Below are 24,520 nucleotides of genomic sequence, written 5' to 3'. Positions count from 1 at the left end.
CGCGTCCGGCGCCGCACTCCCCGCATGGGGGCGTACGGCGCCGGACGTGGTCATTCTTGGCCGGACAGCCACTGCGGCATCGCTGCCCGGTCCGGACGTTGACGATCAGATGCCGGATCCCGGCGGTCAGACGTTGACGCCGAAGTCCTGCGCGATGCCGCGCAGGCCGGAGGCGTAGCCCTGGCCGATGGCCCGGAACTTCCACTCCGCGCCGTTGCGGTACAGCTCGCCGAAGACCATGGCGGTCTCGGTCGAGGCGTCCTCGCTCAGGTCGTAGCGCGCCAGCTCGTTGTTGTCGGCCTGGTTGACCACGCGGATGAAGGCGTTGCGGACCTGGCCGAAGCTCTGCTGGCGGTTCTCGGCGTCGTAGATCGACACCGGGAAAACGATCTTGGAGACATCGGCCGGCACCGCGGCCAGATTCACCTTGATCTGCTCGTCGTCGCCTTCACCCTCACCGGTGATGTTGTCGCCGGTGTGCTCGACCGAACCGTCCGGGCTCTTCAGGTTGTTGAAGAACACGAAGTTCTGGTCGTTGGCCACCTTGCCCTGGTCGTTCGTCAGCAGGGCGCTGGCGTCCAGGTCGAAGTCCGTACCGGTGGTCGTACGCGCATCCCAGCCCAGACCGACGACGACCGCGGTCAGATTGGGGGCTTCCTTCGTCAGCGAGACGTTGCCGCCCTTGCTGAGGCTGACTCCCACGAGTCCTCCCATAGATTCGAGGGGTACGTAAAGATCTGCGCCCCCATCGTGCATGGCATCGGATCAACGAATTGATCCTAGTGACCGGTTCCCACCGATTGCCGATATCGCACCTGGATCCGTACGGATTCGGCCCGGTGGGCGCAGGCAGGGGGCCCCGGGAGGGTGCGGCCGCCTCAGAGGGTGTCGAGCGCCTTGACGTACTCGTTCAGGTCGCGGGCGTCGGGCAGGCCGTTGACGACCGTCCAGCGCACCACGCCTTCCTTGTCGATGATGAACGTGCCGCGCACCGCGCAGCCCTTCTCCTCGTCGAAGACGCCGTACGCCCGCGAGGCCTCGCCGTGCGGCCAGAAGTCCGACAGCAGCGGGTACTCCAGCCCCTCCTGCTCGGCGAAGACGCGCAGCGAGAACGGGGAGTCGTTGGAAACCGCCAGCAGCTGGACGTCGTCGTTGGCGAACTTCGGCAGCTCGTCACGGAGCGCGCAGAGCTCGCCGGTGCAGACACCGGTGAAGGCGAAGGGGTAGAAGAGGAGGACGACTGCCTTCTCACCGCGGAAGGCGGAGAGCTTGACCAGTTCGCCGTGCTGGTTCTTCAGCTCGAAATCCGGAGCCTTCGTGCCGACCTCGATCGCCATGGGGTGCTTCCCTTCCGCTCACTCGCAACAGGACGCGGCCAACCCTACGCGCCGGGGTGCACGTCCGGGGAACCTGCCCTGAACAGGGCCGAGCCCCCTCCGGAACAGGGCGGAGAGGGCTCGGTGGCGAATGCCGGGACGATACGGCTCAGCGCTTGCCGGCCTTGGGCGTGACCAGCCGGCTGCCGGCCCAGTCCTTGCCCGCGTTGATGCTCTTGGTCTGGGACAGACCCGCGGTCTGCGCGGCCTCATTGATGTCGCTCGGCTCGACGTAACCGTCGCGGCCGGTCTTCGGGGTCAGCAGCCAGATCTGCCCGCCCTCGTCGATCAGCCCGATGGCGTCCACCAGCGCGTCCGTGAGGTCGCCGTCCTCGTCGCGGAACCACAGCAGAACGACGTCACACACGTCGTCGTAGTCCTCGTCGACGAGATCCTGGCCGATCACGGTCTCAATGCCTTCGCGGAGATCCTGATCGACGTCGTCGTCGTAGCCGATCTCCTGGACCACCTGTCCGGGCTCGAACCCCAGCCTGGCGGCAGGGTTGGTCCGCTCCTCCGCGTGGTCCGCGGTCGCGCTCACGGATTGCCTCCTGTCATGTTTCGGAAATGCTCGGGGACCCCGCGCGTGCGCGGAGCATTGGGCGTAGTCCACACGGGCCGGACGGATCGCGCAAGTACCCGGCGGTCCAGACCGCCGAAACGGTGACGTTTGGACGCGTCTCGCCGCAAGCACGACCCCAGCGGCACAGGCTGAAGTGATTCACGCCACAGCCTTCTGTGAAGTTTATCGGGTACTCGCGCGGGGCTCGTCCCTTCGGGGGGCCGCGGCCGGCTCCGGACCGTTTTCGGGGGCCGCACGTCCGTACGCGAGGCACTTTCGACATGGGCGTATGGTTGCGATTTGGCCGACCCGAGAAATCGGCCTTTTCAGCGCCCTCTGTCTACGGATGGTTACCCATCGGTAGAGGTGACGTATCCCTGTGGCTCGGTACACGATGGAAGACGGCGCGACACCAAGGCAGAGACAGCATTCGTCCCGTGCGCAGCATCAATAGCTTGCAGGGCACGACACGAACCGAACACGAAGGAACAGCGTGGCTTCCGGATCCGATCGAAACCCGATCATCATTGGCGGCCTTCCCAGCCAGGTCCCGGACTTCGATCCCGAAGAGACCCAGGAATGGCTTGACTCGCTCGACGCAGCCGTCGACGAGCGGGGCCGGGAACGTGCCCGCTACCTCATGCTCCGCCTGATCGAGCGGGCGCGCGAGAAGCGGGTGGCCGTGCCCGAGATGCGCAGCTCGGACTACGTGAACACCATCGCGACCAAGGACGAGCCGTTCTTCCCGGGCAACGAGGAGATCGAGCGCAAGGTCCTGAACGCGACCCGGTGGAACGCCGCGGTCATGGTCTCGCGCGCCCAGCGTCCGGGCATCGGCGTCGGCGGCCACATCGCGACCTTCGCCTCCTCCGCCTCCCTCTACGACGTGGGCTTCAACCACTTCTTCCGGGGCAAGGACGAGGGCGACGGCGGCGACCAGATCTTCTTCCAGGGCCATGCCTCGCCGGGTGTCTACGCCCGCGCGTTCCTTCTGGACCGGCTGTCCGAGGCCCAGCTCGACGCCTTCCGCCAGGAGAAGTCCAAGGCTCCCGACGGTCTGTCCAGCTACCCGCACCCGCGGCTGATGCCGGACTTCTGGGAGTTCCCGACCGTCTCGATGGGCCTCGGCCCGCTCGGTGCGATCTACCAGGCGCGGATGAACCGCTACATGGAGGCGCGCGGTATCGCCGACACCTCCAAGTCGCACGTCTGGGCCTACCTCGGTGACGGCGAGATGGACGAGCCCGAGTCGCTCGGCCAGCTGTCCATCGCCGCCCGTGAGGGCCTGGACAACCTGACCTTCGTCGTCAACTGCAACCTCCAGCGCCTCGACGGCCCGGTCCGCGGCAACGGCAAGATCATGCAGGAGCTGGAGTCGCAGTTCCGCGGCGCCGGCTGGAACGTCATCAAGCTGGTGTGGGACCGCAGCTGGGACCCGCTGCTCGCGCAGGACCGCGACGGCATCCTGGTCAACAAGCTCAACAGCACGCCGGACGGTCAGTTCCAGACGTACGCCACCGAGACCGGCGCGTACATCCGCGAGCACTTCTTCGGTGACGACCAGCGGCTGCGCGCGATGGTCGAGAGCATGACCGACGACCAGATCCTGCACCTGGGCCGCGGTGGTCACGACCACAAGAAGATCTACGCGGCGTATGCGGCGGCCAAGGCCCACAAGGGCCAGCCGACGGTGATCCTCGCGCAGACCGTCAAGGGCTGGACGCTCGGCCCGAACTTCGAGGGCCGCAACGCGACCCACCAGATGAAGAAGCTGACGGTCGCGGACCTCAAGGGCTTCCGTGACCGGCTGCACCTGCCGATCCCGGACAAGGACCTGGAGGACGGCCTGCCGCCGTACTACCACCCGGGCCGGAACTCCGAAGAGATCCAGTACATGCACGACCGCCGCAAGGGGCTGGGGGGCTATGTGCCCACCCGGGTCGTGCGCGCCAAGCCGCTGCAGCTGCCGGACGACAAGGCCTACGCGGGTGCCAAGAAGGGCTCGGGTCAGCAGAAGATCGCCACGACCATGGCGTTCGTCCGTGTCCTGAAGGACCTGATGCGGGACAAGGAGATCGGCAAGCGCTTCGTGCCGATCGCGCCCGATGAGTACCGCACCTTCGGCATGGACGCGTTCTTCCCGTCGGCCAAGATCTACAACCCGCTGGGCCAGCAGTACGAGTCGGTCGACCGCGAACTGCTCCTCGCGTACAAGGAGTCGCCAACCGGCCAGATGCTGCACGACGGCATCACCGAGGCGGGCTGCACGGCCTCGCTGATCGCGGCGGGCTCCGCCTACGCCACGCACGGCGAGCCGCTGATCCCGGTCTATGTCTTCTACTCGATGTTCGGGTTCCAGCGCACCGGTGACCAGTTCTGGCAGATGGCCGACCAGCTCGCGCGCGGCTTCGTGCTCGGCGCCACCGCCGGCCGTACGACGCTGACCGGCGAGGGCCTGCAGCACGCCGACGGCCACTCCCAGCTGCTGGCGTCGACCAACCCGGCCTGTGTCGCCTACGACCCGGCCTACGGCTACGAGATCGCGCACATCGTCAAGGACGGTCTGCGGAGGATGTACGGCGAGAACGCCGAGGACATCTTCTACTACCTGACCGTCTACAACGAGCCGATCCAGCACCCGGCAGAGCCGGCCGACGCCGATGTCGAGGGCATCCTCAAGGGTCTGCACCGCATCAAGGCCGGGGAGAAGGGCGAGCACGCCGCCCAGATCCTCGCCTCGGGTGTCGCGGTGCCCTGGGCCGTCGAGGCCCAGCAGATCCTGGCGGACGAGTGGAACATCAAGGCCGATGTCTGGTCGGCGACCTCCTGGAACGAGCTGCGCCGCGACGCGGTGGAGATCGAGGAGCACAACCTTCTGCACCCGGAGGAGGAGCAGCGCGTCCCGTACGTGACGCAGAAGCTCCAGGGCGCCGAGGGTCCGAAGGTCGCGGTCTCGGACTGGATGCGGGCGGTTCCCGACCAGATCGCGCGCTGGGTTCCCGGCACGTACCAGTCGCTGGGCGCCGATGGCTTCGGCTTCGCGGACACCCGTGGCGCGGCCCGTCGCTTCTTCCACATCGACGTGCAGTCCATCGTGCTGAGCGTGCTCACCGAGCTCGCCAAGGAGGGCAAGGTCGACCGGTCGCTGCTGAAGCAGGCGATCGACCGCTACCAGCTCCTGGACGTCACGGCTGCCGACGCGGGTGAGGCCGGCGGCGACGCCTGACCTCCGCGCGGCCGGCTGCCGCATCCCTTCCGCCGCGCCCCCCGACCAGCGTCCTTCGCCGGTCGGGGGGCGCGGCGGTGTGCGGCGCGGCACGAGGGTGCCTGCCGGGAGGCCCGTGGCCGGTCCCGTCAGCGCTCCCACACCTTGAACGCCCGTACCTGGTACGGGGAACGGGGCACCCAGCTGCCGCCGCCCGGGTAGGTGTCGAACTCGGCGGTCTCGGCGCATTCCGCGCTCTGGTAGGTGGTGACCGGCCGGCCCGTGCGGTTGGCGAGCGCGGCGGCGCCGGCTTTCCCGGGCAGCGGGACACAGCTCTCGATGTCGGTGTCGGACAGCTCGTAGGTGCGCCGCTCGCCGCCGAAGCCGGCCTTCGGCCACAGGCACAGCTGTCCTGCCGCACAGTCGCCCGAAGCGGCGGTGCTGCGGCCGCCGGTGGCTGCCTGCGCGGCAGGGGTACCGAGGGCGGGCGGGACGGCGAGGGCCGTGGTGAGCGCGGCGAGGCCGGTGAGGAGCGCGGTGGTGTGGGACGTACGCAGACGCAGACGCACAGGAATCTCTCCCCCGTGAAGTGGACGATGACGGCCCGCGGCGGGCGGCCCGCGGCGGGTGCTGCACATCGAGCTTCGCGAGGGTGCGGTGCGGTTGCCAAGGCCGTGGCGGGGCCGCCACCCGGATCAGGTATGTGGACAAGAGGAGCCGCCCGGAGCGGGGCAACGGTGCACGGCGTTGACGGGGGACGGACCACCGGGACCAGCTGCGGAAACCATTCGTCCCCCGGCCTGCCGGGGTTCGGCGGGTGCGCGCCACCCCTGGACGCGACCGGTGCCCGGTCCGGTTCCCGGGACGGCTCATCCGGATGAGGGATTCGGCCCTCCGCAGCCGGGCCAACTGCCGCCGGGCACCGGGCGGGAGGGGCCGGAAACAGCCGGGGGCGGCCGGTTGACGCCCGGCGCTGACGCCACCACGCAACGGCGCGCGGCCCGGACGGGGAAAAGCCTCGTCCGGGCCGCGCGCCGGGTGCTGCGGGGTGCCGGTCAGAGGTGACCGACGCCGGCGCCCGCCTCGGCGTTCGCGCCGCGCTTGGTGAAGACGGCGACGACCGCGGCGAGAACCGCCACACCGCAGGCAACCGTGAAGGCCAGGCCCATGCCGGACACAAAGGTGTCGTGGGCGACGGAGGTGATCTTCTGGGCGAACTCCGGCGGGGTGCCCTTCGGAACCGGCGCGATACCGGCCGAGACGGCGTCGGACGCCTGGGACATCTGCGCGGGCGGGACCGGCGGGAGGCCGGCCGACTTCCAGTTGCCCGGGAGGTCGTGGTCCACGCGGGAGGCCATCACCGCGCCGAGCACGGCCGTACCGAGACTGCCGCCGACCTGCATCGCGGCCTGCTGGAGACCGCCGGCGACGCCGGACAGCTCCAGCGGGGCGTTGCCCACGATGACCTCGGTGGCGCCGACCATGACGGGCGCGAGGCCCAGGCCGAGCAGCGCGAACCAGAGGGACATCGGGCCGGTGCTGCTGTGGGTGTCGAGACCGGACATGCCGTACATGGCGACGGCGGTGAACACCATGCCGCCGACCAGCGGGATGCGCGGGCCGAGCTTGGTGATCAGGGCGCCGGCGAGCGGCGAGCCGACGATCATCATGCCGGTGAGCGGAAGGAGGTGCAGACCGCTGTCGACGGGGGACATCCCGTGGACGTTCTGGAGGTAGAACGTCACGAAGAACAGGCCGCCCATGAAGGCGAAGGCCATCAGCACCATCAAGGCCGTGCCCGCGGTCAGCGGCAGGGAGCGGAACATCCGCAGCGGGATGAGCGGTTCGCGGACCTTGGTCTCCAGGACGGCGAACAGCGCGAAGAGGACCACCGCGCCGATCAGGAAGCCCCAGGTCTTCATGTCGCCCCAGCCCCACTCCGAGGCCTTGATCAGCGGCCAGATGAGGCAGAACATCGCTCCGGAGAGCAGCACGATGCCCGGGATGTCGAACGAGCGCGGGGCGTTCACCGCGCGGTGGTCCTTGAGGATCATCAGGCCGAGGACCAGCGCCAGCACACCGACCGGCACATTGATGAAGAACACGGACTGCCAGCTGACGTGCTCGACCAGCAGTCCGCCGACTATCGGGCCGCCGGCGGTGGAGGCACCGATGACCATGCCCCAGATGCCGATGGCCATATTGAGCTTCTCGGCCGGGAAGGTGGCGCGCAGCAGTCCCAGCGCGGCGGGCATCAGCAGCGCGCCGAACAGGCCTTGCAGCACGCGGAAGGCGATGACCAGCGCGACCTCGTGGGAGAACCCGATGGCGCCGGAGGCGGCGGCGAAGCCGAGGATGCCGATCAGGAAGGTCTGGCGGTGGCCGAAGCGGTCACCGAGCTTGCCCGCGGTGATCAGCGAGACGGCCAGCGCGAGCATGTAGCCGTTGGTGATCCACTGCACGTCGGCGAGCGAGGCGCCGAGGTCGGTCTTGATGGCCGGGTTGGCGATGGCGACGATCGTGCCGTCCAGGGCGACCATCATGACGCCGATGGCGACGGAGAAGAGGGTCAGCCACGGATGGCCTCGCAGCCCCTTCGGGGGCTCCGGTACGGAAAGGTCCGGCGCGGCGACGGCGACCGGGGTCTGAGAACTCATACCAGAAGGCTAATGTCAGCCGCTGACATTTGACAAAGCAATTCATGAGTCGGTAACTGTCATCTGGCTCACAGGTAACCTGAGCAGCGAGAACACCACGGAGAGGCGGCTCAGGATGGCGACCCCGACGCCGCATACGGCACCCACGGGCCTACGGGAACGCAAGAAGCAGCGCACCCGCGACGCCCTGATCCGCGCGGCGCTCGAACTGTTCACGGAGCAGGGGTACGAAGCGACGACGATCGACGAGATCGCGGAGACGGTGAATGTCTCCCAGCGGACGTACTTCCGCTACTTCGCCAACAAGGAGGACGTCGCCTTCGCCGTCCAGGAGATGGTGGAGGCCCGCTTCCTCGACGAGCTGACGGCGCGCCCCGCGGCGGAGGCACCGCTCACCGCCCTGCGCAGCGCCGTGATGGTGGCCTGGGACGACATCGGCAGCGCCATCGCGTCGGTGATCCCGGTGGAGCTGCACATGCGCTCGTACCAAATGATCGAGTCGACGCCCGCGCTGGTCGCCGCGCATCTGCGGCGCTCCTCCGAACTGGAGGAGCAGATAGCGCGACTGATCGCCCGGCGCGAGGGGCTGGACGTCGACGCCGATCCGCGGCCGCGGGTGCTGGTCGCCGCATTCAGCGGGGTGATGCGGGTGGCGGGCAAGGTGTGGGGCGAGGGGCAGGACTGCAGCGTGGCGTCCATCCGCGAGCTGACCCGGTCCTATCTGGACCATCTCGGGCCGGCAATGGACGACGGCTGGCGGAAAGGCTGACCCCGTACTCCCCGTAACGGGCACCCATCTCTACGCGATCACTCCGGGGCGCCCCATGAGACCGCATCTGCACAGCTGAGCACGGGAAATGGACGATCAGTGTCCGGTTTGGTCGAAATACCCACCGTGAAACGTGATCTCACTCACGGTCACAGCGGGCAGCCTGCCGCGTCTCCTAGGGTGGCTCGCGGTGACTTCCTTCCCGGGCCTCGGCCCCTCCTCCAGCTTCCTGCAGTCCTCCGTCTGGCGTGCCGCGCTCGCCCTGGCGGTGGTGTTCGTGATGCTTGCCCTGACCGGCTGGACGGCCGTCAGAGGTACCAAGGAAGACGCCAACCCGCTGGCCACCGCCAAGAAGGCCTGGCAGCACGCCACCTTCCACGGGCGCCCGCTGCCCGACGCAGGCGGTTCGCCGGCCACGCTCCGGGCCTTCTTCGCCACGCTCGGCCGCGCCGAGAAACAGCAGCTCGCCGACCGCTATCCGCTGGTCGTGGGCAATATGAACGGCGCCCCCGTGCAGCTGCGCTACCAGGCCAACCGGATGGCGCTCGACGACGCCCGCGGCATCGAGAAACAGCGGATGGGCGACCACCGGCTCACCCCCGTCGGCCGCCAGGAAGCGGGCCAGCTGATGCACCGCTTCGAGTCGATGATGAGTCCCGGCCGGCAGATCCTGGCCTTCGATCCGGCCGGCGGCGGCCGGGCCGCCGAGGTCTTCGGCGACCTCCCGGCGGCGCACCGGGTCTCGGTCGTGGTGCCCGGTGTGGACACCAATCTGTCCACCTTCGAGCGCACCGCGCGGGCGACGACCGCGCCCGTCGGCATGGCGCAGTCCCTCTACGGCGCCGAGCGCCAGGCCCGGCCGGGCGCCCGTACCGCCGTGATCGCCTGGGCCGACTACACCTCACCGGCCGGCATGGGCGTCGAGGCCGCCACCGGGCAGCTCGCCGAGGCCGGCGCGGTCCGGCTGCGCGCCCTGGTGGACACGCTGCCCTCCTCCGACACCGTCTCGCTGTTCTGCCACAGCTACGGGTCCGTGGTGTGCGGGGTCGCCGCCCGTACGCTGCCGTCCAATGTCGAGGACATCGCGGTGGCCGGCAGCCCCGGTATGCGGGCCGGCAGCCTCGCCGGGCTGGGCACCCGCGCCCGCGTCTGGGCCATGCGGGACGCCGACGACTGGATCCAGGACGTGCCCTACCTGGAGGTCGGCGGGCTCGGTCACGGCGCCGACCCGGTCGATCCGTCCTTCGGCTCCCGGATCCTGTCCGCCGAAGGCGCCGTCGGGCACGCCGGCTACTTCGCCCCGGGCACCCGCAGCCTGCACAACTTCGCGCTGGTCGGGGTCGGCGCGACCGGCACGGTGGCCTGCGCCTCCGACGACCCGCACTGCAGCTCGGACCAGGTCTGAGGGCCGCCAGGCCCGGTGACCGGCTCCCGCGGGCACGGCCCGGCGCCCGGGGACGGGCCGGGCCCGCGGGAACCACATCCGGCCCCGCGGACGTCAACGGGACACGGGACGAAGCGGGTGGCCGCGGTGACGCGCCGCGGCTCCGGCGGACGCCCTGGGCTGTCCGGAGGGGGGACGGGCGGGCAACCGCCCGCATACGATGAGTCGCATGGGTGATGTGCTGGCCGGTTTTCATGCCGTCTGGGAGTTCGACACGGACTCCGTACTCATCCGCTTCGAACGGGGGATCCGCAGGCCGAAGCTGTTCCAGGCGCTCGGCGAGCGACGCATTCCGTACGAGGCGCTGAGCTCCGTCGGGGTGACCGAGGGCAGACGCGGCACGGTGGTGCTGCACGCCGTGCCCCGGCCCGGCGCCGATCCTTTGATGGAAGCGGCCGACGGGCAGCTCAAGGAGGACGCCGATCCGTACCGGCTGGTGCTGCCGGCCGAGCGCGAGACGCTGGCCGGGTACTACGCCGACGAGCTGCGCACGGTGCTCGGCCCCGACGCGAAGGAGCCCGCCGACCGCCTCCTGGTGGCCGCGCCGGAGCCCCCGCTGCACTTCAAGGCGTATGACGGCAAGGCGTCCTTCGACGGGCATTCGGTCGGCTTCCGGTGGTTTTGGACGGGCGCGTCGTCGGCGAAGTGGAAGTGCGGCGACCAGACCTTCACGGTCGGGGAGCTGGCCGGGGTCGAGTGGCGGTCGCCGGAGATCCTCAACGGCTATCTGCGCCTGCTGGAGCGCGGCGCCCGCGAGCCGGGGACGGGCGAGGCCGACCAGGATCCGGCCGCGGTGGTGTTCGGGCTGGGGTACGGCCCCGTTCACGAGTCGCTGCCGTTCGCTGCCGCGGTGCTGCAGGCCGTACGCGCCGCCGAGCCGGCACAGGAGACGCCGGAGGGCGAACCGCGCCGCCGGACCGGGGACGCGCGCCGGGATCCCGCCGATATCGCGGACCGGATACGGCACCTCGGCGCGCTGCACGGGGCCGGCCTGCTGACCGACGACGAGTTCAGCACGAAAAAGGCCGAATTGCTGGCGGAGCTGTAGGGGTCCAGGAGCTTTCGGGAAGCGGCGGGGTGGTGGCGGGCCCGGACCGGGAGCCGGGAACTCATACCGTGGTAGGGGGTACAAGCCCGGCCCCAGGTATGACGCCGCGGCCGTGCTGCTCCGCTTGGATGGAGGGCGCGATGACCGGACCCTCTCCCACCCCAGCACGCGAGCCGACCCGCCAACGGGCGTTGCGCGCCGCACGGCAGGCGCTGCGCGTCCTCACCGTCGAACTCGGCACCCCGACCGAACCCGGCACCCCGCTGTTCGGCAGCGTCCAGAATCCCTGGCTGCGCCGGCTGCCGTATCTCATCGCGTTCGGGTTCGCGGTGTCCCTGCTGCCGACGACCATCACCGTCCTGCGCGCCGACTACGGCATGAGCGGCGGGCCGGCCGGCGCGCTCGCCACCGCGCAGACCGCGCCGCTGCTGCTCGCGGTGAGCCGGCCGTTGCAGGCCTGGTGGGTGATCTTCACGGCGGATGTGGTCTGCGCCCTGGCGCTCACCGGCGCCGACGGCGTCGCGGGCCGCGCCTGGCCCTGGCCGCCCATGGTGATCGTCGGCTATCTCGCGCTGATGCTGGCACTGTCCCTGCGCGAACGCAGCCGCACCCTGACAGCCGTCTGGCTGACGACCGGTGTGGCGGGCATCCTCTCCGAGGCGATCACCCCGCAGCGCAGCGGCAGCACCTGGGTGCTGCTGTTCGTCCTCGCCGGTGTGGTGCTGCTGATGGGCGCCACGCTGCGGGAACGCGGCGACGCCCAGCGGAAGTTGATCGAGCAGGAGACCATCAGCGAGGCCGAGCGCGCCCGTCGGACGCTGCTGGAGGAGCGCACCCGCATCGCCCGGGAGCTGCACGATGTCGTCGCCCACCACATGTCGGTGATCACCGTCCAGGCCGACAGCGCCCCGTACCGCATCAGCGGGATTCCCCGGGAGGCCGAGGACGAGTTCGGGGCGATCGCCGCGACCGCCCGCGAGTCGCTGGCGGAGATGCGCCGGCTGCTCGGGGTGCTGCGCAGTGCGGAGACGGAGCGGCACGGCGGCCCGGAGAAGGCTCCGCAGCCCGGTATCGGCATGCTGCCGAAGCTGGTCGAGGGCACCGTACGGGCCGGTGTGCCGGTGGAGTTGTCGCTGCCAGCGGACCCGGTGCCGCTCGAACCGGCGGTGGATCTGTCGGCGTACCGCATCGTGCAGGAGGCGCTGGCCAATGTCGTACGGCATGCCCCGGGGGCCGCGACCCGGGTGTCGGTGACGACGGCGGCGGACGGCTCACGGCTGACCGTTCTGGTCGTCAACTCCCCGCCGCCCGCGCCGTCCGCGCCGCTGGAGACCACCGGCACCGGTCATGGCCTCATCGGTATGCGGGAGCGGGTGCGGCTGGTGGACGGGTCGCTCGACACCGGTCCGCTGCCCGGCGGCGGATTCCGGGTCGCCGCACAGCTTCCCCTCTCGCCTCCACCCGCCCCGGCGGCCTCCCTTTCACCGAAGGATTCCGACTCCGTATGACCACGCGTGTGATCATCGTCGACGACCAGGCCATGGTGCGCGCGGGCTTCGCCGCGCTGCTCGCCGCGCAGCGCGACATCGAGGTGGTGGGCGATGCGCCGGACGGTGTGCAGGGCGTGGAGCTGAGCCGCCGGACGCACCCCGATGTGGTGCTGATGGACGTCCGGATGCCGGAGATGGACGGTCTGGAGGCCGCCCGCCGGCTGCTCGATCCGCCTCCCGGCGTGCCGCACCGCCCGAAGGTGCTGATGCTGACCACCTTCGATGTCGACGACTACGTCTACGAGGCGCTGCGCGCGGGTGCGTCCGGGTTCCTGCTCAAGGACGCGCCGCCGGGCGATCTGATCTCCGCGGTCCGGGTCGTGGCGGCCGGAGAGGCGCTGCTCGCGCCGTCCGTGACCCGGCGGCTGATCGCCGACTTCGCCCGCCGGCGGCCGGCGCCCCGCAAGGGCCGGGCCGCGCTGCGGCTGAAGGGTCTGACGCCGCGCGAGACGGAGGTCCTGGAGCTGATCGCCCGCGGTCTGTCGAACCAGGAGATCGCCGATGCGCTGATCGTCGCCGAGCAGACCGTGAAGACCCATGTCAGCCGGGTGCTCGCCAAGTTGACGCTGCGGGACCGCGCGCAAGCCGTGATCTTCGCGTATGAGTCGGGGCTGGTCTCGCCCGGGGAGCAGGAGCAGCAGTAGCGGGCGCGGGGGTGGGAGCGGTGGCGTCCCCGGGGCGCCTGCTGTCCGCGGCTCCTCCTTGAGGACGAGACCGGCCGCTCCCCCGTACCCCGGTATCACCCGGCAGTTGGCTCCGCGGTGTGACGCCGCGTCATACGCCCTCTTCCTACGTTTCCCTCCGCCACACCAACGGGAGAGGGAGACACCACCATGTCCAGGCTGCGAACCGTCGCTCGGCGCGGCCGGCGCACCGTCATCGGCGCCGTGCTCGCGGTGGCCGTGGCCGCCGGCACCGGAGGCTGGGCGGCCGGCACCGCGCAGACGGCCGTCACGGGCCCGCCGCCCGGTGCCGCCGCCTGGCGCGCCGACCGCTTTCTCGGCGTCCGGCTGCCGGACCCGGCGACCGCACGGCCCGCCGATACCGCCCGCTTCTTCGCCACGCTGACCGACGGGCAGCGGCAGTCGCTGGTGGCCCGGCATCCGCTCACCGTCGGCAATCTCGACGGTGCACCCCCCGCTCTGCGGTACGCGGCCAACTCCCGTGCGCTGCGGGCGGAACGGGACCGCCTGCTGGCCCGTGCCATGGATCCGGCCGGCACCCTCCAGGACCACCGGCGGGCCAGGGAGGCGGCCGCCCGCTGTGCCTCGCTGCTCTCCCCCGGCCGCCGGATACTCGCCTTCGATCCCCGCGGGCGCGGCCAGGTGGCCGAGGTGTACGGCGACCTGGCCACTGCCGAACGCACCGCCGTGATCGTGCCGGGCTCGGACATCGACCTGGCCTCCTTCGACCGCACCAGGGACCCCTACGGCACACCGGCCGGCATGGCCGGGTCGCTGCGGAGCCGGCTGGCCGCCGACGCGCCCGGGACCCGTACCGCGGTCATCGCCTGGGCGGGGTACACCACGCCGGTCGGCATCGGCCCGGACGCCACGACCGGCCGGCTCGCCGATGCCGGCGCGCCGCGGCTGGCCCGCTTCCTGTCCGGCCTGGCCGCCGTCGGCGCCCCGGCCCCGGCCGTGCTGTGCCACAGCTACGGCTCGGTGGTCTGCGGACTGGCGGTATCGCAGCTGGGCGGCGGCGGCCTCGCCGACCTGGTGGTCTTCGGCTCTCCCGGCATCCGCCGGGACAGCGTGGCGGAGCTGCGCACCTCGGCCCGGGTCTGGGCGGCGCGGGACGCATCCGACTGGATCGGCGACGTCCCCCACGTCGAGCTGCTGGGCCTGGGCCACGGCCCGGACCCCACCGACCCCGCCTTCGGCGCCCGCCGGGTCCCCGCCGAGCGGGCCGTGGGCCACACCGGCTATCTCGCCCCCGGTACGGACTCCCTCCGCAACTTCGCGGCCATCGTGCTGGGCCGCTACGGCGCCGTGCGCTGACGCCGGTGCGCACGCCTGCGACGGGCGCCGGCCCGGCCGGCCCCCGCGCACCGGCGCACACCGGCTGCCGGGCGGTCTCTCCCCCGCCGGGCTCTCCCCCGCTCCCCACCCCACCGGTCCAAGGACTCAAGGACGCCTCATGGACACCGCATTCCTCGCGCCTCTCGCAGGCGCCGCCCGCAGGGCGGTCCGCACGATCGGGGACCGTACGCCCGCCGACCGCGACCGTGCCCTCGACGGTCTGCGCGCGCTGGCGCTGCTCGCCGTGCCCGTCGGCCACTGGCTGATCGAGGGCTTCGGCCTCGATGCCGGCGGCGCGCTGCACAACGCCAGCCTGCTGACCGCCTTCGGCGCGCTCGCGCCCGCCAGTTGGGTGCTGCAGATGCTCGGCATCTTCTTCCTGGTGGGCGGCCATGCCTCGGCGCTGTCCCTCCGGCGCGCCACCGGGCGGGGTGAGCCCGCCGGGGTCTGGCTGCGCGGCCGGATCGCCCGGCTGGGCCGCCCGGTGCTCGGGGTGACGGCCGTATGGGCGGTGCTGCTGCCCGTCCTGTACGGCCTGGGGGTGCCGGAAGCGACGCTGCGGACCGGGGCGACGCTGGTCATCCAGCCGCTGTGGTTCGTCGGCGTCTATGCGGCGGTCACCGCGCTGACGCCGTACTGCGTGCGCGCCGCCCGGCGGATGGGGGTCTGGGCCGCGGCACCGCTGTGGGCGGTCGTGGCCGTCGTGGACTTCCTGCGCTACGGGCCGTTCGCCGACGCCATGCCGTCCTGGCTGAGCCTGCTCAACCTGCTGCCCGGCTGGCTGTTCGCCTATCAGCTCGGGGTCTCGTGGGGCGAACGGCGGCTCGGCAGGCGCGCCGCCCGGTCGCTGCTGCTCGGCGGCGCCGCGCTGTTCGCCGCGCTGCTGCTGTTCTTCCACTACCCGGCGAGCATGGTGGGCGTCCCCGGTCAGGACCGTACGAACTCCCATCCGCCGTCGCTGCTGGTCCTGGCGCTGGCCGCCGCCCAGTCCGGCGCCGCCGTCCTGCTCCGGGACCGGCTCGCCCGGCTCCTGCACCGGCCCGCCCTGTGGGCACCGGTCACGCTCGTCAACCTCTCCGCGATGACGGTCCTGTGCTGGCACCAGACGGCGATGCTCTCCGCGGCCGTGCCCGTGTCGTTCCTGGGCGAGGTGGCCGGGCTGACCGCGCCGCCCGACACCCTCGGCTGGGTTCTCGCCCGGCTGGCCTGGCTGCCGGTCTTCGCCGCGGCGCTGCTCCTCATCGGCCGCACCACCCACCGCTTCGAGGCCCCCTGGACCGGTGCCGGCCGGGCCCGCCGGGCCGCCGCGGCGCTGCTGGCCGCCGGGTTCACGGTCTTCGCACTGGGGCTGGCGTAGGGCCCGGACAGGGTGCGGCTTCGGTGCGTCCGCCCCGCCCCGCGGCCGTGGCGCACGGTCGCGGGCCGGGGCGGACGCACCACGACGAGGCGGACGCACCACGACGGGACGGACGGGACGGACGGGACGAGGCAGGGCGGACGGGACGGGGCAGGGCCACAACCCGGCGCCGCCCCGTAGGCCCTCCTGCAGGCCCTACTCCCGTCCGGCCGAGGTGTGCGACATGTCCGCGTACCGCGCCCCCGCGACCTGCCCGGCGATCGGCTCCAGCAGCGCCAGGTCCTGCTCGGTCAGCCGGATCCGGGTCGCGCCGGTGTTCTCCTCGACACGCGTGCGCTTACGCGTACCCGGGATCGGTACGACGGCCAGGCCGCGAACCGTCGCCTGCTGCTGCACCCAGGCCAGCGCGATCTGGCCGGGCGTCGCGCCATGGGCGTCGGCGACCGTGCGGACCGGCTCCAGCAGCGCGGCGTTGGCGGTGGCGTTGTCGCCGGTGAAACGGGGCTGCGTACGGCGGAAGTCATCCGCGGTCAGCTCCTTGTCGGCGCTCACGAACGCCCCGGTCAAAAAGCCCCGGCCGAGCGGCGAATACGGCACGAGGCCGATACCGAGCTCGGCCGCGGTCTGCACCACGCCCTCCTCGACGTCCCGGCTGAACAGCGACCACTCGGACTGCAGCGCCGCGATCGGATGCACGGCATGCGCCGCGCGCAGCTCGGCGGCGGTCACCTCGCTCAGCCCCAGGTGCTTGACCTTGCCCTCGGCCACCAGCTCGGCCATGGCGCCGACCGACTCCTCCAAAGGGACGTCCCCGTTGCGCCGGTGCATGTAATACAGGTCGATCTCGTCGATGCCCAGGCGCTTCAGGCTGCCTTCGACGGACTGGCGGATGTACGGCCGGTCGTTGCGGATGACGCGCTTGTACGGGTCGTCCGGAGCGTCCGGATCGGGGGATATCGCGAACTTGGTGGCCACCACGATCTCGTCGCGGTGCGCCCGGACGAACGGGGCGATGAACTCCTCGTTGGCGCCCCTGCCGTACAGATCGGCGGTGTCGAAGAGCGTCACGCCCAGTTCCCGGGCCCGCTCCAGCGTGGCCCGCGCCTCATCGGCGTCGGTCGGGCCGTAGGCGAAGCTCATGCCCATGCAGCCGAGGCCCTGCACCCCGACCCGCGGTCCGCCGGTGCCCAGCTCGACCGTCTCGATCTTGTCGCTACCCATGGAGACCTCAGAACCTCTCGGACGCCCGGCGGGCGTCGGCATAGATGTCGATCTTGTAGTCGAGTACGTCCAGCGTGCTCTGCAGCTCGGCTATCCGCTGCCGTACGTCCTCGCGGTGCGCGGTCAGCAGCCGCTCGCGCTCGGCGAAGGTGCGCTCCCCCTCGCGGACCAGCTCGGCGTAGCGGACCATGTCCGCGACCGGCATACCGGTCAGCCGCAGCTTGGCCACCAGGTCCAGCCAGTCCAGATCGCGGTTGGTGAAGCGCCGCTGCCCGGTATGGGTGCGGTCCACGTGTGGCATCAGGCCGATGCGCTCGTACCAGCGCAGGGTGTGGGCGCTGAGCCCGGTGTGTTCCGCCACCTCGCTGATCGTGTACTGGTCCCGGCCTGCGGGCCGTGGGTGCAAGAGCCCGGTGCCGCAGCCGGGCGGCCTCCTCGGCAGCCCGCCGGCCACGGCCGTGCCGCCGGTGACCGGTTCGCTCTGCGTTACCGTCATGCCCCGTCTCCCCTGGATCGCCGGATCTCTCCCGGCTCTGCGCCGGATGCCTCTCGACGTCCTCAACGCTAGAGACTTCGAGTGCACTCCAAGCAAGCCCGGATCAGGAGCAGCCTTGACCGGAATTTGGGGACGTGAGGGCCGGTCCGTGGGCGAAAAACGGACAGGCCCTAGGCTCGTGGGCATGCAGAGCCTGCGGATGATCGAGAACTGGCCGGTGCCCACCGCTGCGGCCGCCGTCGTACGAGCCGATGGGTCGGTGGCCGGATCCTACGGGCCCCTGGAGCACCGCTTCCCGCTGGCGTCCGTGACCAAGCCGCTGGCCGCGTATGCCGCCCTGCTGGCCGTCGAGGAGGGTGCCGTCGAACTGGACGAGCCGGCCGGGCCCGAGGGGTCCACGGTCCGTCATCTCCTCGCCCACACCTCGGGGCTGGCCTTCGACGAGCAGCGCACGATGGCCGAGCCGGGGACCCGCAGGCTGTACTCCAACACCGGTTTCGAAGCGCTGGGCGACCACATAGCCAAGGCGACCGACATCCCCTTCCCGCAGTATCTGCAGGAAGCGGTGCTCGCACCGCTCGGGATGACCGCGACGGAACTGGCCGGCTCCCCCGCCAAGGACGGCATCTCCACCGTCGCCGACCTGGTCCGTTTCGCCGCGGAACTGCAGGCGCCGCGGCTGCTCGCACCGCAGACGCTCGCGGCCGCGACCGAGGTGGCCTTCCCCGGTCTGACGGGTGTCCTGCCGGGCTACGGCCACCAGAAGCCCAACGACTGGGGGCTGGGCTTCGAGATCCGCGACGGCAAGTCGCCGCACTGGACGGGCAGCGCTTCCTCGCCCCGCACGTTCGGGCACTTCGGGCAGTCCGGGACGTTCCTGTGGGTGGACCCGGACGCGCGCGCGGCAGGTGTGGCGCTGACCGACCGCGCCTTCGGGCCATGGGCCGTCGAGGCCTGGCCGCAGCTGACCGACGCGGTGCTGGCCGAGCTGGCGGGGACGGCCTGACGGCGCCGGACGGACCAAAGACCGCGGGCGGTCCCGGCCGGCTCCGGGCCCGCCGCCCGGCTCACCCGTACGCCGGCTCCGCCCCCATCTCCCACACCAGGCACTCCGCCGGCGCCAGCCCCTTCAGCTCCAGCCCCACCCCGTCGGTGATCCCCGCCGCGTCGCCGGCCTCCAGACGCTCCGCGCCGAGTTGTACGGCCCCGCGGACCACCTGGACATACGCCCGTACGGCATCGGGGACCGCGGTGCGCTCGCCCTCGGCGAGACGGCGCAGATGCAGCAGCGCACCGGCCCGACCGACCGCGTACGGGGTGCCGTCGGCAATGCCCCGCACCACCTCGTACGACGGCTCCCCGCCGGATTCCAGCGGTGCCAGCCACATCTGGACGAAGCGCAGCGGCTGCGCCCCGTCGTTGCGCTCCACATGCCGCACGCCGCCGGCCGAGCTGAGCCGCTGGAGATCGCCGGGGCGTACGGTGGTCCGGTGGCCGGCCGAGTCGCGGTGGGTCAGCTCGCCCTCGACCACCCAGGTCACGATCTCCGTGTCGCGGTGCGGATGCTCGTCGAAGCCGGCGCCCGCGGACAGCCGCTCCTCGTTGCAGGCGATCAGCGCGCCGAAGCGCAGGTTGTCGGGGTCGAAGTGCGGCCCGAAGGAGAACGCGTGCAGCGACTCGATCCCGGCCTCCGCGTCCCCGCCCGGATACCGTTCATGGCCCCTGCGCACCTGAATCATGGGCCCACCGTAGCCCCGCCCCCTCACCTCCCCGCCCCGATGGTGCAGGCTTGTCCCGTGTCTGAACCCGCATCGCGCGACGCGCACCCGCACTCCGCCACCCTCCGGCGCCTGGAGAATTCCTCCGGCAAACTGGCGGCCGCGGCCATCGCCCGCATGGACGCCACACTGTCGTGGTACCGCGCGATGCCCCCGGAGAACCGCTCCTGGATCGGCCTGGTGGCACAGGCCGGTATCGCCGCGTTCACCGAGTGGTTCCGGCATCCGGAGACCCCGCAGGCGATCAGCACCGATGTCTTCGGTACGGCTCCGCGCGAGCTGACCCGGGCGATCACGCTGCGGCAGACCGTGGAGATGGTCCGGACCACCATCGAAGTCATGGAGTCCGCGATCGACGAGGTCGCGGCGCCGGGCGACGAGTCCGTGTTGCGCGAAGCGCTGCTGGTCTACGCCCGGGAGATCGCCTTCGCCACCGCCCAGGTCTACGCCCAGGCCGCCGAGGCCCGCGGCGCCTGGGACGCCCGGCTGGAGTCGCTGGTGGTCAACGCGGTGCTGTCGGGAGAGGCGGACGAGGGCGCGGTCTCCCGTGCGGCGGCGCTGGGCTGGAACTCCCCCGAGCATGTGTGCGTGGTGCTGGGCACCGCCCCGGACGGGGACAGCGAACTGACCGTGGAGGCGATCCGGCGCGCCGCCCGGCACGCCAAGCTCCAGGTGCTGACCGGGGTGCTGGGCTCCCGCCTGGTGGTGATCGCGGGCGGCTCGGACAATCCGCTGAAGCCGGCGAAGGCGCTGATCGGCCCGTACGCCGCCGGTCCGGTGGTGGCCGGCCCGGTCGTCTCCGATCTGCTGGCCGCGACCCGCTCCGCACAGGCCGCGGCCGCCGGACTGCGGGCGTGTGCCGCCTGGCCGGACGCCCCCCGGCCGGTGCTCGCCGACGATCTGCTGCCGGAGCGCGCGATGGCCTCGGACCCGGTCGCCCGGGAGCAGCTGGTGGAGGAGATCTACAGACCGCTGCAGGAAGCGGGGTCGGCACTTCTGGAGACGCTGAGCGTTTACCTGGAGCAGGCGAGCAGTCTGGAGGGCGCCGCCCGGATGCTGTTCGTGCACCCCAACACCGTGCGTTATCGGCTGCGACGTGTGACGGACGTCACCGGCTGGTCACCCTCCGATGTGCGCTCGGCGTTCACCCTCCGTGTCGCGTTGATTCTGGGACGTCTGGCTGACGGTGAGGCGCAACCCTAGACTTTTGTCGGACACCAACAATTCCCCCGATGGTTCTTCGTCCCTGTCCCCACGGGCGGGCGGAACCACCCACAAGAGAGAGTGTGAGGGTGCTCGTACTCGTCGCTCCCGGCCAAGGCGCTCAGACGCCCGGCTTCCTGACTCCCTGGCTCGACCTCCCCGGTGTCGAGGACCAGCTCCGTGCCTGGTCGGACGCCATCGACCTGGACCTGGTCCACTACGGCACCAAGGCGAACGAGGAGGAGATCCGCGACACCGCGGTGGCGCAGCCGCTGCTGGTGGCGTCCGCCCTGATCTCCGCCCGGCAGCTGTTCGCGACGGCCGACGCCCTCGCCGCGCAGGTCGGCGCGGCGGCCGGCCACAGCGTCGGTGAGCTGGCCGCCGCCGCGCTGACCGGCACGGTCTCCGACGAGGCCGCGATGACGCTGGTGCGCCGGCGCGGCCAGGCGATGGCCGAGGCCGCCGCCGTCACCGAGACCGGTATGGCCGCGCTGCTGGGCGGCGACGAGGCCGTCGTCATCCCGCATCTGGAGCAGCTGGGCCTCACCCCGGCGAATGTGAACGGCGCCGGGCAGATCGTTGCCGCGGGCACCGCCGAGCAGATCGCCGCGCTGGTGGAGAACAAGCCGGAGGGCACTCGCCGGGTCGTACCGCTGAAGGTGGCCGGCGCGTTCCATACTCACCACATGGCACCCGCTGTCTCGGCCCTGGAATCGGCGACCACCCAGCTGTCGGTCGCCGATCCGCACACCCGCTACGTCTCCAACAAGGACGGGCAGCTGGTCTCCGACGGCCGGGAACTGGTGCAGCGGCTGGTGGGCCAGGTGGCCAACCCCGTGCGCTGGGACCTGTGCATGGAGACCTTCAAGGAACTCGGAGTCACGACGCTCATCGAGGCGGCTCCCGGTGGCGCCCTCACCGGCCTGGCCAAGCGCGCCCTCCCCGGCGTGCGGACCCTCGCCCTCAAGACGCCCGACGACCTCGACGCGGCCCGCACGCTGATCGCCGGACACGCCGACAACGCCGCACCGGCCGAATAGGAGTCCGAAGCGCATGACCTCGAAGATCAAGCCCTCGAAGGGCGCCCCGTACGCGCGGATCATGGGTGTCGGCGGCTACCGCCCGACCCGGGTCGTGCCCAACGAGGAGATCCTCCAGCACATCGACTCGTCCGACGAGTGGATCCGCTCGCGGTCCGGTATCGCGACCCGCCACTGGGCGGGCCCCGAGGAGACCGTCGCGACCATGTCGGTCGAGGCGTCCGGCAAGGCGATCGCCGACGCGGGCATCACGCCCGGACAGATCGGCGCCGTGATCGTCTCCACCGTTTCGCACTTCAAGCAGACCCCGGCGATCGCGACCGAGATCGCGCACCGTATCGGTGCCGGCAAGCCGGCCGCGTTCGACATCTCGGCGGGCTGTGCGGGCTTCGGCTACGGTCTGACCCTCGCCAAGGGCCTGGTCACCGAGGGCTCGGCGGAGTACGTCCTGGTCATCGGCGTCGAGCGGCTCTCGGACCTGACCGACCTGGAGGACCGCGCGACGGCCTTCCTCTTCGGTGACGGCGCCGGCGCGGTGGTCGTCGGCCCGGCCACGGAACCCGCGATCGGCCCGACGGTCTGGGGCTCGGAGGGCGACAAGTCCGAGACCATCAAGCAGACCCTCGGCTGGGACGTCTACCGCCCCACCCCGGTCCCCGGAGGGGATGCCCCCGAGGGCCGTCCGGCTCCGGAGGAGATCCGCTACCCCGCCATCACACAGGAAGGCCAGTCGGTCTTCCGGTGGGCGGTGTTCGAGATGGCCAAGGTCGCCCAGCAGGCGCTGGACGCGGCCGGGGTCAGCCCGGACGACCTGGACGTCTTCATTCCGCACCAGGCCAACATGCGGATCATCGACTCGATGGTGAAGACTCTGAAGCTGCCGGAGAGCGTGACGGTCGCCCGCGATGTGGAGACCACCGGCAACACCTCGGCCGCCTCCATTCCGCTCGCCATGGAGCGGCTGTTGGCGACCGGACAGGCCAAGAGCGGCGACACCGCGCTGGTCATCGGCTTCGGGGCGGGTCTCGTCTACGCCGCGACGGTCGTTACCCTCCCCTAGGCAAGATCTGCGCAGCGCCGTACGTCCCCGGACGTGTCGGCCATCGCACGGATCTTCACCGCAAGTAACTCAGTTTCCCCATAAAATGACCGAAGGAGCGCCATCATGGCCGCCACTCAGGAAGAGATCGTCGCCGGTCTCGCCGAGATCGTGAACGAGATCGCCGGGATCCCCACCGAGGACGTCCAGGTGGACAAGTCCTTCACCGACGACCTGGACGTCGACTCGCTGTCCATGGTCGAGGTCGTCGTCGCCGCCGAAGAGCGCTTCGACGTGAAGATCCCGGACGACGACGTCAAGAACCTCAAGACGGTCGGCGACGCGACCGACTACATCCTCAAGCACCAGAGCTGATCCAGCTCCTGCGCATGTCGCCACCCCGCGGTGGCGCCGTCGATTCAGACCCCTCTACCCGTGGAGTAAGAATTCCCGTGAACGCGACCAATCGCACCGTGGTCGTCACCGGTATCGGCGCAACCACACCGCTGGGTGGCGACAGCGCTTCGTCCTGGGACGCCATGCTCGCCGGACGTTCCGGCGTCAGCACGCTCGACCAGGACTGGGCGGCCGACCTGCCTGTCCGGATCGCCGCACAAGCCGCTGTCGACCCGTCCGAGGTCCTCCCCCGGGCGCAGGCCCGCAAGCTGGACCGCTCGGCGCAGTTCGCGCTGATCGCGGCCCGTGAGGCCTGGGCGGACGCCGGTTTCACCGCCAAGGCCGGCGAGGACACCTCGGTGGACCCCGACCGGCTCGGCACCGTCGTCGCCTCCGGCATCGGCGGTGTGACGACCCTGCTCGGCCAGTACGACGTGCTCAAGGAGAAGGGCGTCCGCCGCGTCTCCCCGCACACCGTGCCGATGCTGATGCCCAACGGCCCGTCCGCCAACGTCGGCCTGGAGGTGAACGCCCGCGCCGGTGTGCACACCCCGGTCAGCGCCTGTGCGTCCGGCTCCGAGGCGATCGGCTACGCCATCGAGATGATCCGTACGGGCCGTGCCGACATCGTCGTCGCGGGCGGTACGGAGGCGGCCATCCACCCGCTGCCGATCGCCGCCTTCGGCAACATGATGGCGATGTCGAAGTCCAACGACGACCCCGAGGGCGCCTCCCGCCCGTTCGACACCGCACGCAACGGCTTCGTGATGGGCGAGGGCGCCGGCGTCATCGTCCTGGAGTCGGCCGAACACGCCGCCAAGCGCGGCGCGCGGGTCTACGCCGAGGCCGTCGGCCAGGGCATCTCCGCCGACAGCCACGACATCGTGCAGCCCGAGCCGTCCGGCAACGGCATCGCGCACGCGCTGCAGAACCTCCTTCAGGCCACCGACCTCGACCCGGCGGAGATCGTGCACGTCAACGCGCACGCCACCTCCACGCCGCAGGGCGACCTGGCCGAACTGAAGGCACTGCGCAAGGTCTTCGGCGACGACGTCGACCACATGGCGGTCTCCGCCACGAAGTCGATGACCGGCCACCTCCTGGGCGGCGCCGGCGGTATCGAGACGGTCGCCGCGATCCTGGCGCTGTACCACCGGGTGGCTCCGCCGACGATCAACCTCGACGAGCTCGACCCGGAGGTCGACGGCGACATCGTCCGCGGCGAGGCCCGCAAGCTGCCGGCCGAGGGCCGGATCGCGGCCCTGAACGACTCGTTCGGCTTCGGCGGCCACAACGTGGTCCTGGCTTTCCGGACGGTCTGACACACGCGCGAGGGGCCCGCCCGGTGACGTATCACC

Annotated in this window: 21 protein-coding genes and 1 pseudogene; 14 read left to right on the top strand and 8 right to left on the bottom strand. The window is 71.3% G+C overall.

Features of this window, described 5'->3' with window-relative positions; all coding sequences use genetic code 11:
• Positions 1–126 precede the first annotated feature (126 nt).
• From ACWGJY_RS14585 to ACWGJY_RS14575, 3 genes are all read right to left on the bottom strand, one after another.
• A complete protein-coding gene (locus ACWGJY_RS14585) occupies positions 127–702 on the bottom strand; it encodes a TerD family protein (protein ID WP_453261141.1) in 576 nt (191 codons plus the stop codon).
• Positions 703–878: 176 nt separating this feature from the next.
• The gene (locus ACWGJY_RS14580; RefSeq protein ID WP_453261140.1) at positions 879–1,337 is read right to left on the bottom strand and encodes a peroxiredoxin; all 459 of its coding nucleotides are present in this window, start codon (positions 1,335–1,337) and stop codon (positions 879–881) included.
• A gap of 148 nt (positions 1,338–1,485) precedes the next feature.
• On the bottom strand, positions 1,486–1,917 hold the full coding sequence (locus tag ACWGJY_RS14575; RefSeq protein ID WP_030081424.1) for a DUF3052 domain-containing protein: 432 nt from the start codon (positions 1,915–1,917) through the stop codon (positions 1,486–1,488).
• A 514-nt stretch (positions 1,918–2,431) separates the two neighbouring features.
• Here ACWGJY_RS14575 and aceE point away from each other — a divergent pair.
• Positions 2,432–5,164, top strand: coding sequence for a pyruvate dehydrogenase (acetyl-transferring), homodimeric type (gene aceE, locus ACWGJY_RS14570; RefSeq protein WP_453261139.1), 2,733 nt, complete (start codon positions 2,432–2,434; stop codon positions 5,162–5,164).
• A 128-nt stretch (positions 5,165–5,292) separates the two neighbouring features.
• Here aceE and ACWGJY_RS14565 read toward each other — a convergent pair whose 3' ends face one another.
• Together ACWGJY_RS14565 and ACWGJY_RS14560 are read right to left on the bottom strand one after the other, a co-directional pair.
• Positions 5,293–5,706 (bottom strand): peptidase inhibitor family I36 protein, encoded by a 414-nt coding sequence (locus tag ACWGJY_RS14565; RefSeq protein ID WP_453261183.1) that lies wholly within the window; start codon positions 5,704–5,706, stop codon positions 5,293–5,295.
• A 452-nt stretch (positions 5,707–6,158) separates the two neighbouring features.
• Positions 6,159–7,800 (bottom strand): annotated as a pseudogene (locus ACWGJY_RS14560) (MFS transporter); the annotation flags it as partial.
• Between the two features lie 115 nt (positions 7,801–7,915).
• Here ACWGJY_RS14560 and ACWGJY_RS14555 point away from each other — a divergent pair.
• From ACWGJY_RS14555 to ACWGJY_RS14525, 7 genes are all read left to right on the top strand, one after another.
• Positions 7,916–8,569 carry a TetR/AcrR family transcriptional regulator gene (locus tag ACWGJY_RS14555; RefSeq protein ID WP_453261138.1) on the top strand — a complete coding sequence of 218 codons (654 nt, stop codon included), beginning with the start codon at positions 7,916–7,918 and terminating at the stop codon, positions 8,567–8,569.
• A gap of 190 nt (positions 8,570–8,759) precedes the next feature.
• Positions 8,760–9,974: an alpha/beta hydrolase gene (locus ACWGJY_RS14550; protein ID WP_453261137.1), complete on the top strand. Its 1,215-nt coding sequence runs from the start codon at positions 8,760–8,762 to the stop codon at positions 9,972–9,974.
• Positions 9,975–10,182: 208 nt separating this feature from the next.
• Positions 10,183–11,061, top strand: coding sequence for a DUF4429 domain-containing protein (locus tag ACWGJY_RS14545; protein WP_453261136.1), 879 nt, complete (start codon positions 10,183–10,185; stop codon positions 11,059–11,061).
• Positions 11,062–11,201: 140 nt separating this feature from the next.
• Positions 11,202–12,569 carry a sensor histidine kinase gene (locus tag ACWGJY_RS14540; protein ID WP_453261135.1) on the top strand — a complete coding sequence of 456 codons (1,368 nt, stop codon included), beginning with the start codon at positions 11,202–11,204 and terminating at the stop codon, positions 12,567–12,569.
• Complete coding sequence (locus ACWGJY_RS14535) at positions 12,566–13,255, top strand: response regulator (RefSeq protein WP_453261134.1); 690 nt, start codon at positions 12,566–12,568, stop codon at positions 13,253–13,255. The genes ACWGJY_RS14540 and ACWGJY_RS14535 overlap by 4 nt, the downstream gene beginning before the upstream one ends.
• 189 nt (positions 13,256–13,444) lie before the next feature.
• On the top strand, positions 13,445–14,611 hold the full coding sequence (locus ACWGJY_RS14530) for an alpha/beta hydrolase (RefSeq protein ID WP_453261133.1): 1,167 nt from the start codon (positions 13,445–13,447) through the stop codon (positions 14,609–14,611).
• 139 nt (positions 14,612–14,750) lie between these two features.
• Positions 14,751–15,989 carry an acyltransferase family protein gene (locus ACWGJY_RS14525; protein WP_453261132.1) on the top strand — a complete coding sequence of 413 codons (1,239 nt, stop codon included), beginning with the start codon at positions 14,751–14,753 and terminating at the stop codon, positions 15,987–15,989.
• Between the two features lie 195 nt (positions 15,990–16,184).
• Here ACWGJY_RS14525 and ACWGJY_RS14520 read toward each other — a convergent pair whose 3' ends face one another.
• On the bottom strand, positions 16,185–17,210 hold the full coding sequence (locus tag ACWGJY_RS14520; RefSeq protein ID WP_453261131.1) for an aldo/keto reductase: 1,026 nt from the start codon (positions 17,208–17,210) through the stop codon (positions 16,185–16,187).
• 7 nt (positions 17,211–17,217) lie between these two features.
• The gene (locus ACWGJY_RS14515) at positions 17,218–17,706 is read right to left on the bottom strand and encodes a MerR family transcriptional regulator (protein ID WP_453261130.1); all 489 of its coding nucleotides are present in this window, start codon (positions 17,704–17,706) and stop codon (positions 17,218–17,220) included.
• A 184-nt stretch (positions 17,707–17,890) separates the two neighbouring features.
• On the opposite strand from ACWGJY_RS14515, the gene ACWGJY_RS14510 reads away from it, so the two are divergent.
• Positions 17,891–18,712, top strand: a complete 822-nt coding sequence (locus ACWGJY_RS14510; protein ID WP_453261129.1) for a serine hydrolase domain-containing protein — start codon at positions 17,891–17,893, stop codon at positions 18,710–18,712.
• A gap of 61 nt (positions 18,713–18,773) precedes the next feature.
• Here ACWGJY_RS14510 and ACWGJY_RS14505 read toward each other — a convergent pair whose 3' ends face one another.
• A complete protein-coding gene (locus tag ACWGJY_RS14505; protein ID WP_453261128.1) occupies positions 18,774–19,445 on the bottom strand; it encodes a pirin family protein in 672 nt (223 codons plus the stop codon).
• Positions 19,446–19,484: 39 nt separating this feature from the next.
• Between ACWGJY_RS14505 and ACWGJY_RS14500 the strand changes: the two genes are divergently transcribed.
• The 5 genes from ACWGJY_RS14500 (at position 19,485) to ACWGJY_RS14480 (ending at position 24,484) form a co-directional block, all read left to right on the top strand.
• Complete coding sequence (locus ACWGJY_RS14500) at positions 19,485–20,687, top strand: PucR family transcriptional regulator (RefSeq protein ID WP_453261127.1); 1,203 nt, start codon at positions 19,485–19,487, stop codon at positions 20,685–20,687.
• A gap of 89 nt (positions 20,688–20,776) precedes the next feature.
• Complete coding sequence (locus tag ACWGJY_RS14495; RefSeq protein ID WP_453261126.1) at positions 20,777–21,727, top strand: ACP S-malonyltransferase; 951 nt, start codon at positions 20,777–20,779, stop codon at positions 21,725–21,727.
• Between the two features lie 13 nt (positions 21,728–21,740).
• A complete protein-coding gene (locus ACWGJY_RS14490; RefSeq protein ID WP_453261125.1) occupies positions 21,741–22,787 on the top strand; it encodes a beta-ketoacyl-ACP synthase 3 in 1,047 nt (348 codons plus the stop codon).
• A gap of 105 nt (positions 22,788–22,892) precedes the next feature.
• The gene (locus ACWGJY_RS14485) at positions 22,893–23,141 is read left to right on the top strand and encodes an acyl carrier protein (protein ID WP_006605825.1); all 249 of its coding nucleotides are present in this window, start codon (positions 22,893–22,895) and stop codon (positions 23,139–23,141) included.
• Between the two features lie 77 nt (positions 23,142–23,218).
• Positions 23,219–24,484 (top strand): beta-ketoacyl-[acyl-carrier-protein] synthase family protein, encoded by a 1,266-nt coding sequence (locus ACWGJY_RS14480; protein ID WP_453261124.1) that lies wholly within the window; start codon positions 23,219–23,221, stop codon positions 24,482–24,484.
• Positions 24,485–24,520: the final 36 nt, after the last annotated feature.

It is taken from the genome of Streptomyces sp. NPDC054765 (assembly GCF_053612065.1).
Note: the sequence above shows the minus strand (reverse complement) of the source record. Positions and strands in the feature narration are given on the sequence as shown.

Bases quoted from the DNA above. Each gene is read 5' to 3' on its own strand.
- ACWGJY_RS14520 (WP_453261131.1), bottom strand. From the start codon at position 17,210: ATGGGTAGCGACAAGATCGAGACGGTCGAGCTGGGCACCGGCGGACCG.
- ACWGJY_RS14530 (WP_453261133.1), top strand. From the start codon at position 13,445: ATGTCCAGGCTGCGAACCGTCGCTCGGCGCGGCCGGCGCACCGTCATC.
- ACWGJY_RS14500 (WP_453261127.1), top strand. From the start codon at position 19,485: ATGGTGCAGGCTTGTCCCGTGTCTGAACCCGCATCGCGCGACGCGCAC.
- ACWGJY_RS14535 (WP_453261134.1), top strand. From the start codon at position 12,566: ATGACCACGCGTGTGATCATCGTCGACGACCAGGCCATGGTGCGCGCG.
- ACWGJY_RS14505 (WP_453261128.1), bottom strand. From the start codon at position 19,445: ATGATTCAGGTGCGCAGGGGCCATGAACGGTATCCGGGCGGGGACGCG.
- ACWGJY_RS14525 (WP_453261132.1), top strand. From the start codon at position 14,751: ATGGACACCGCATTCCTCGCGCCTCTCGCAGGCGCCGCCCGCAGGGCG.
- ACWGJY_RS14580 (WP_453261140.1), bottom strand. From the start codon at position 1,337: ATGGCGATCGAGGTCGGCACGAAGGCTCCGGATTTCGAGCTGAAGAAC.
- ACWGJY_RS14545 (WP_453261136.1), top strand. From the start codon at position 10,183: ATGGGTGATGTGCTGGCCGGTTTTCATGCCGTCTGGGAGTTCGACACG.
- ACWGJY_RS14510 (WP_453261129.1), top strand. From the start codon at position 17,891: ATGCAGAGCCTGCGGATGATCGAGAACTGGCCGGTGCCCACCGCTGCG.
- ACWGJY_RS14515 (WP_453261130.1), bottom strand. From the start codon at position 17,706: ATGACGGTAACGCAGAGCGAACCGGTCACCGGCGGCACGGCCGTGGCC.
- ACWGJY_RS14485 (WP_006605825.1), top strand. From the start codon at position 22,893: ATGGCCGCCACTCAGGAAGAGATCGTCGCCGGTCTCGCCGAGATCGTG.
- ACWGJY_RS14490 (WP_453261125.1), top strand. From the start codon at position 21,741: ATGACCTCGAAGATCAAGCCCTCGAAGGGCGCCCCGTACGCGCGGATC.
- ACWGJY_RS14555 (WP_453261138.1), top strand. From the start codon at position 7,916: ATGGCGACCCCGACGCCGCATACGGCACCCACGGGCCTACGGGAACGC.
- ACWGJY_RS14540 (WP_453261135.1), top strand. From the start codon at position 11,202: ATGACCGGACCCTCTCCCACCCCAGCACGCGAGCCGACCCGCCAACGG.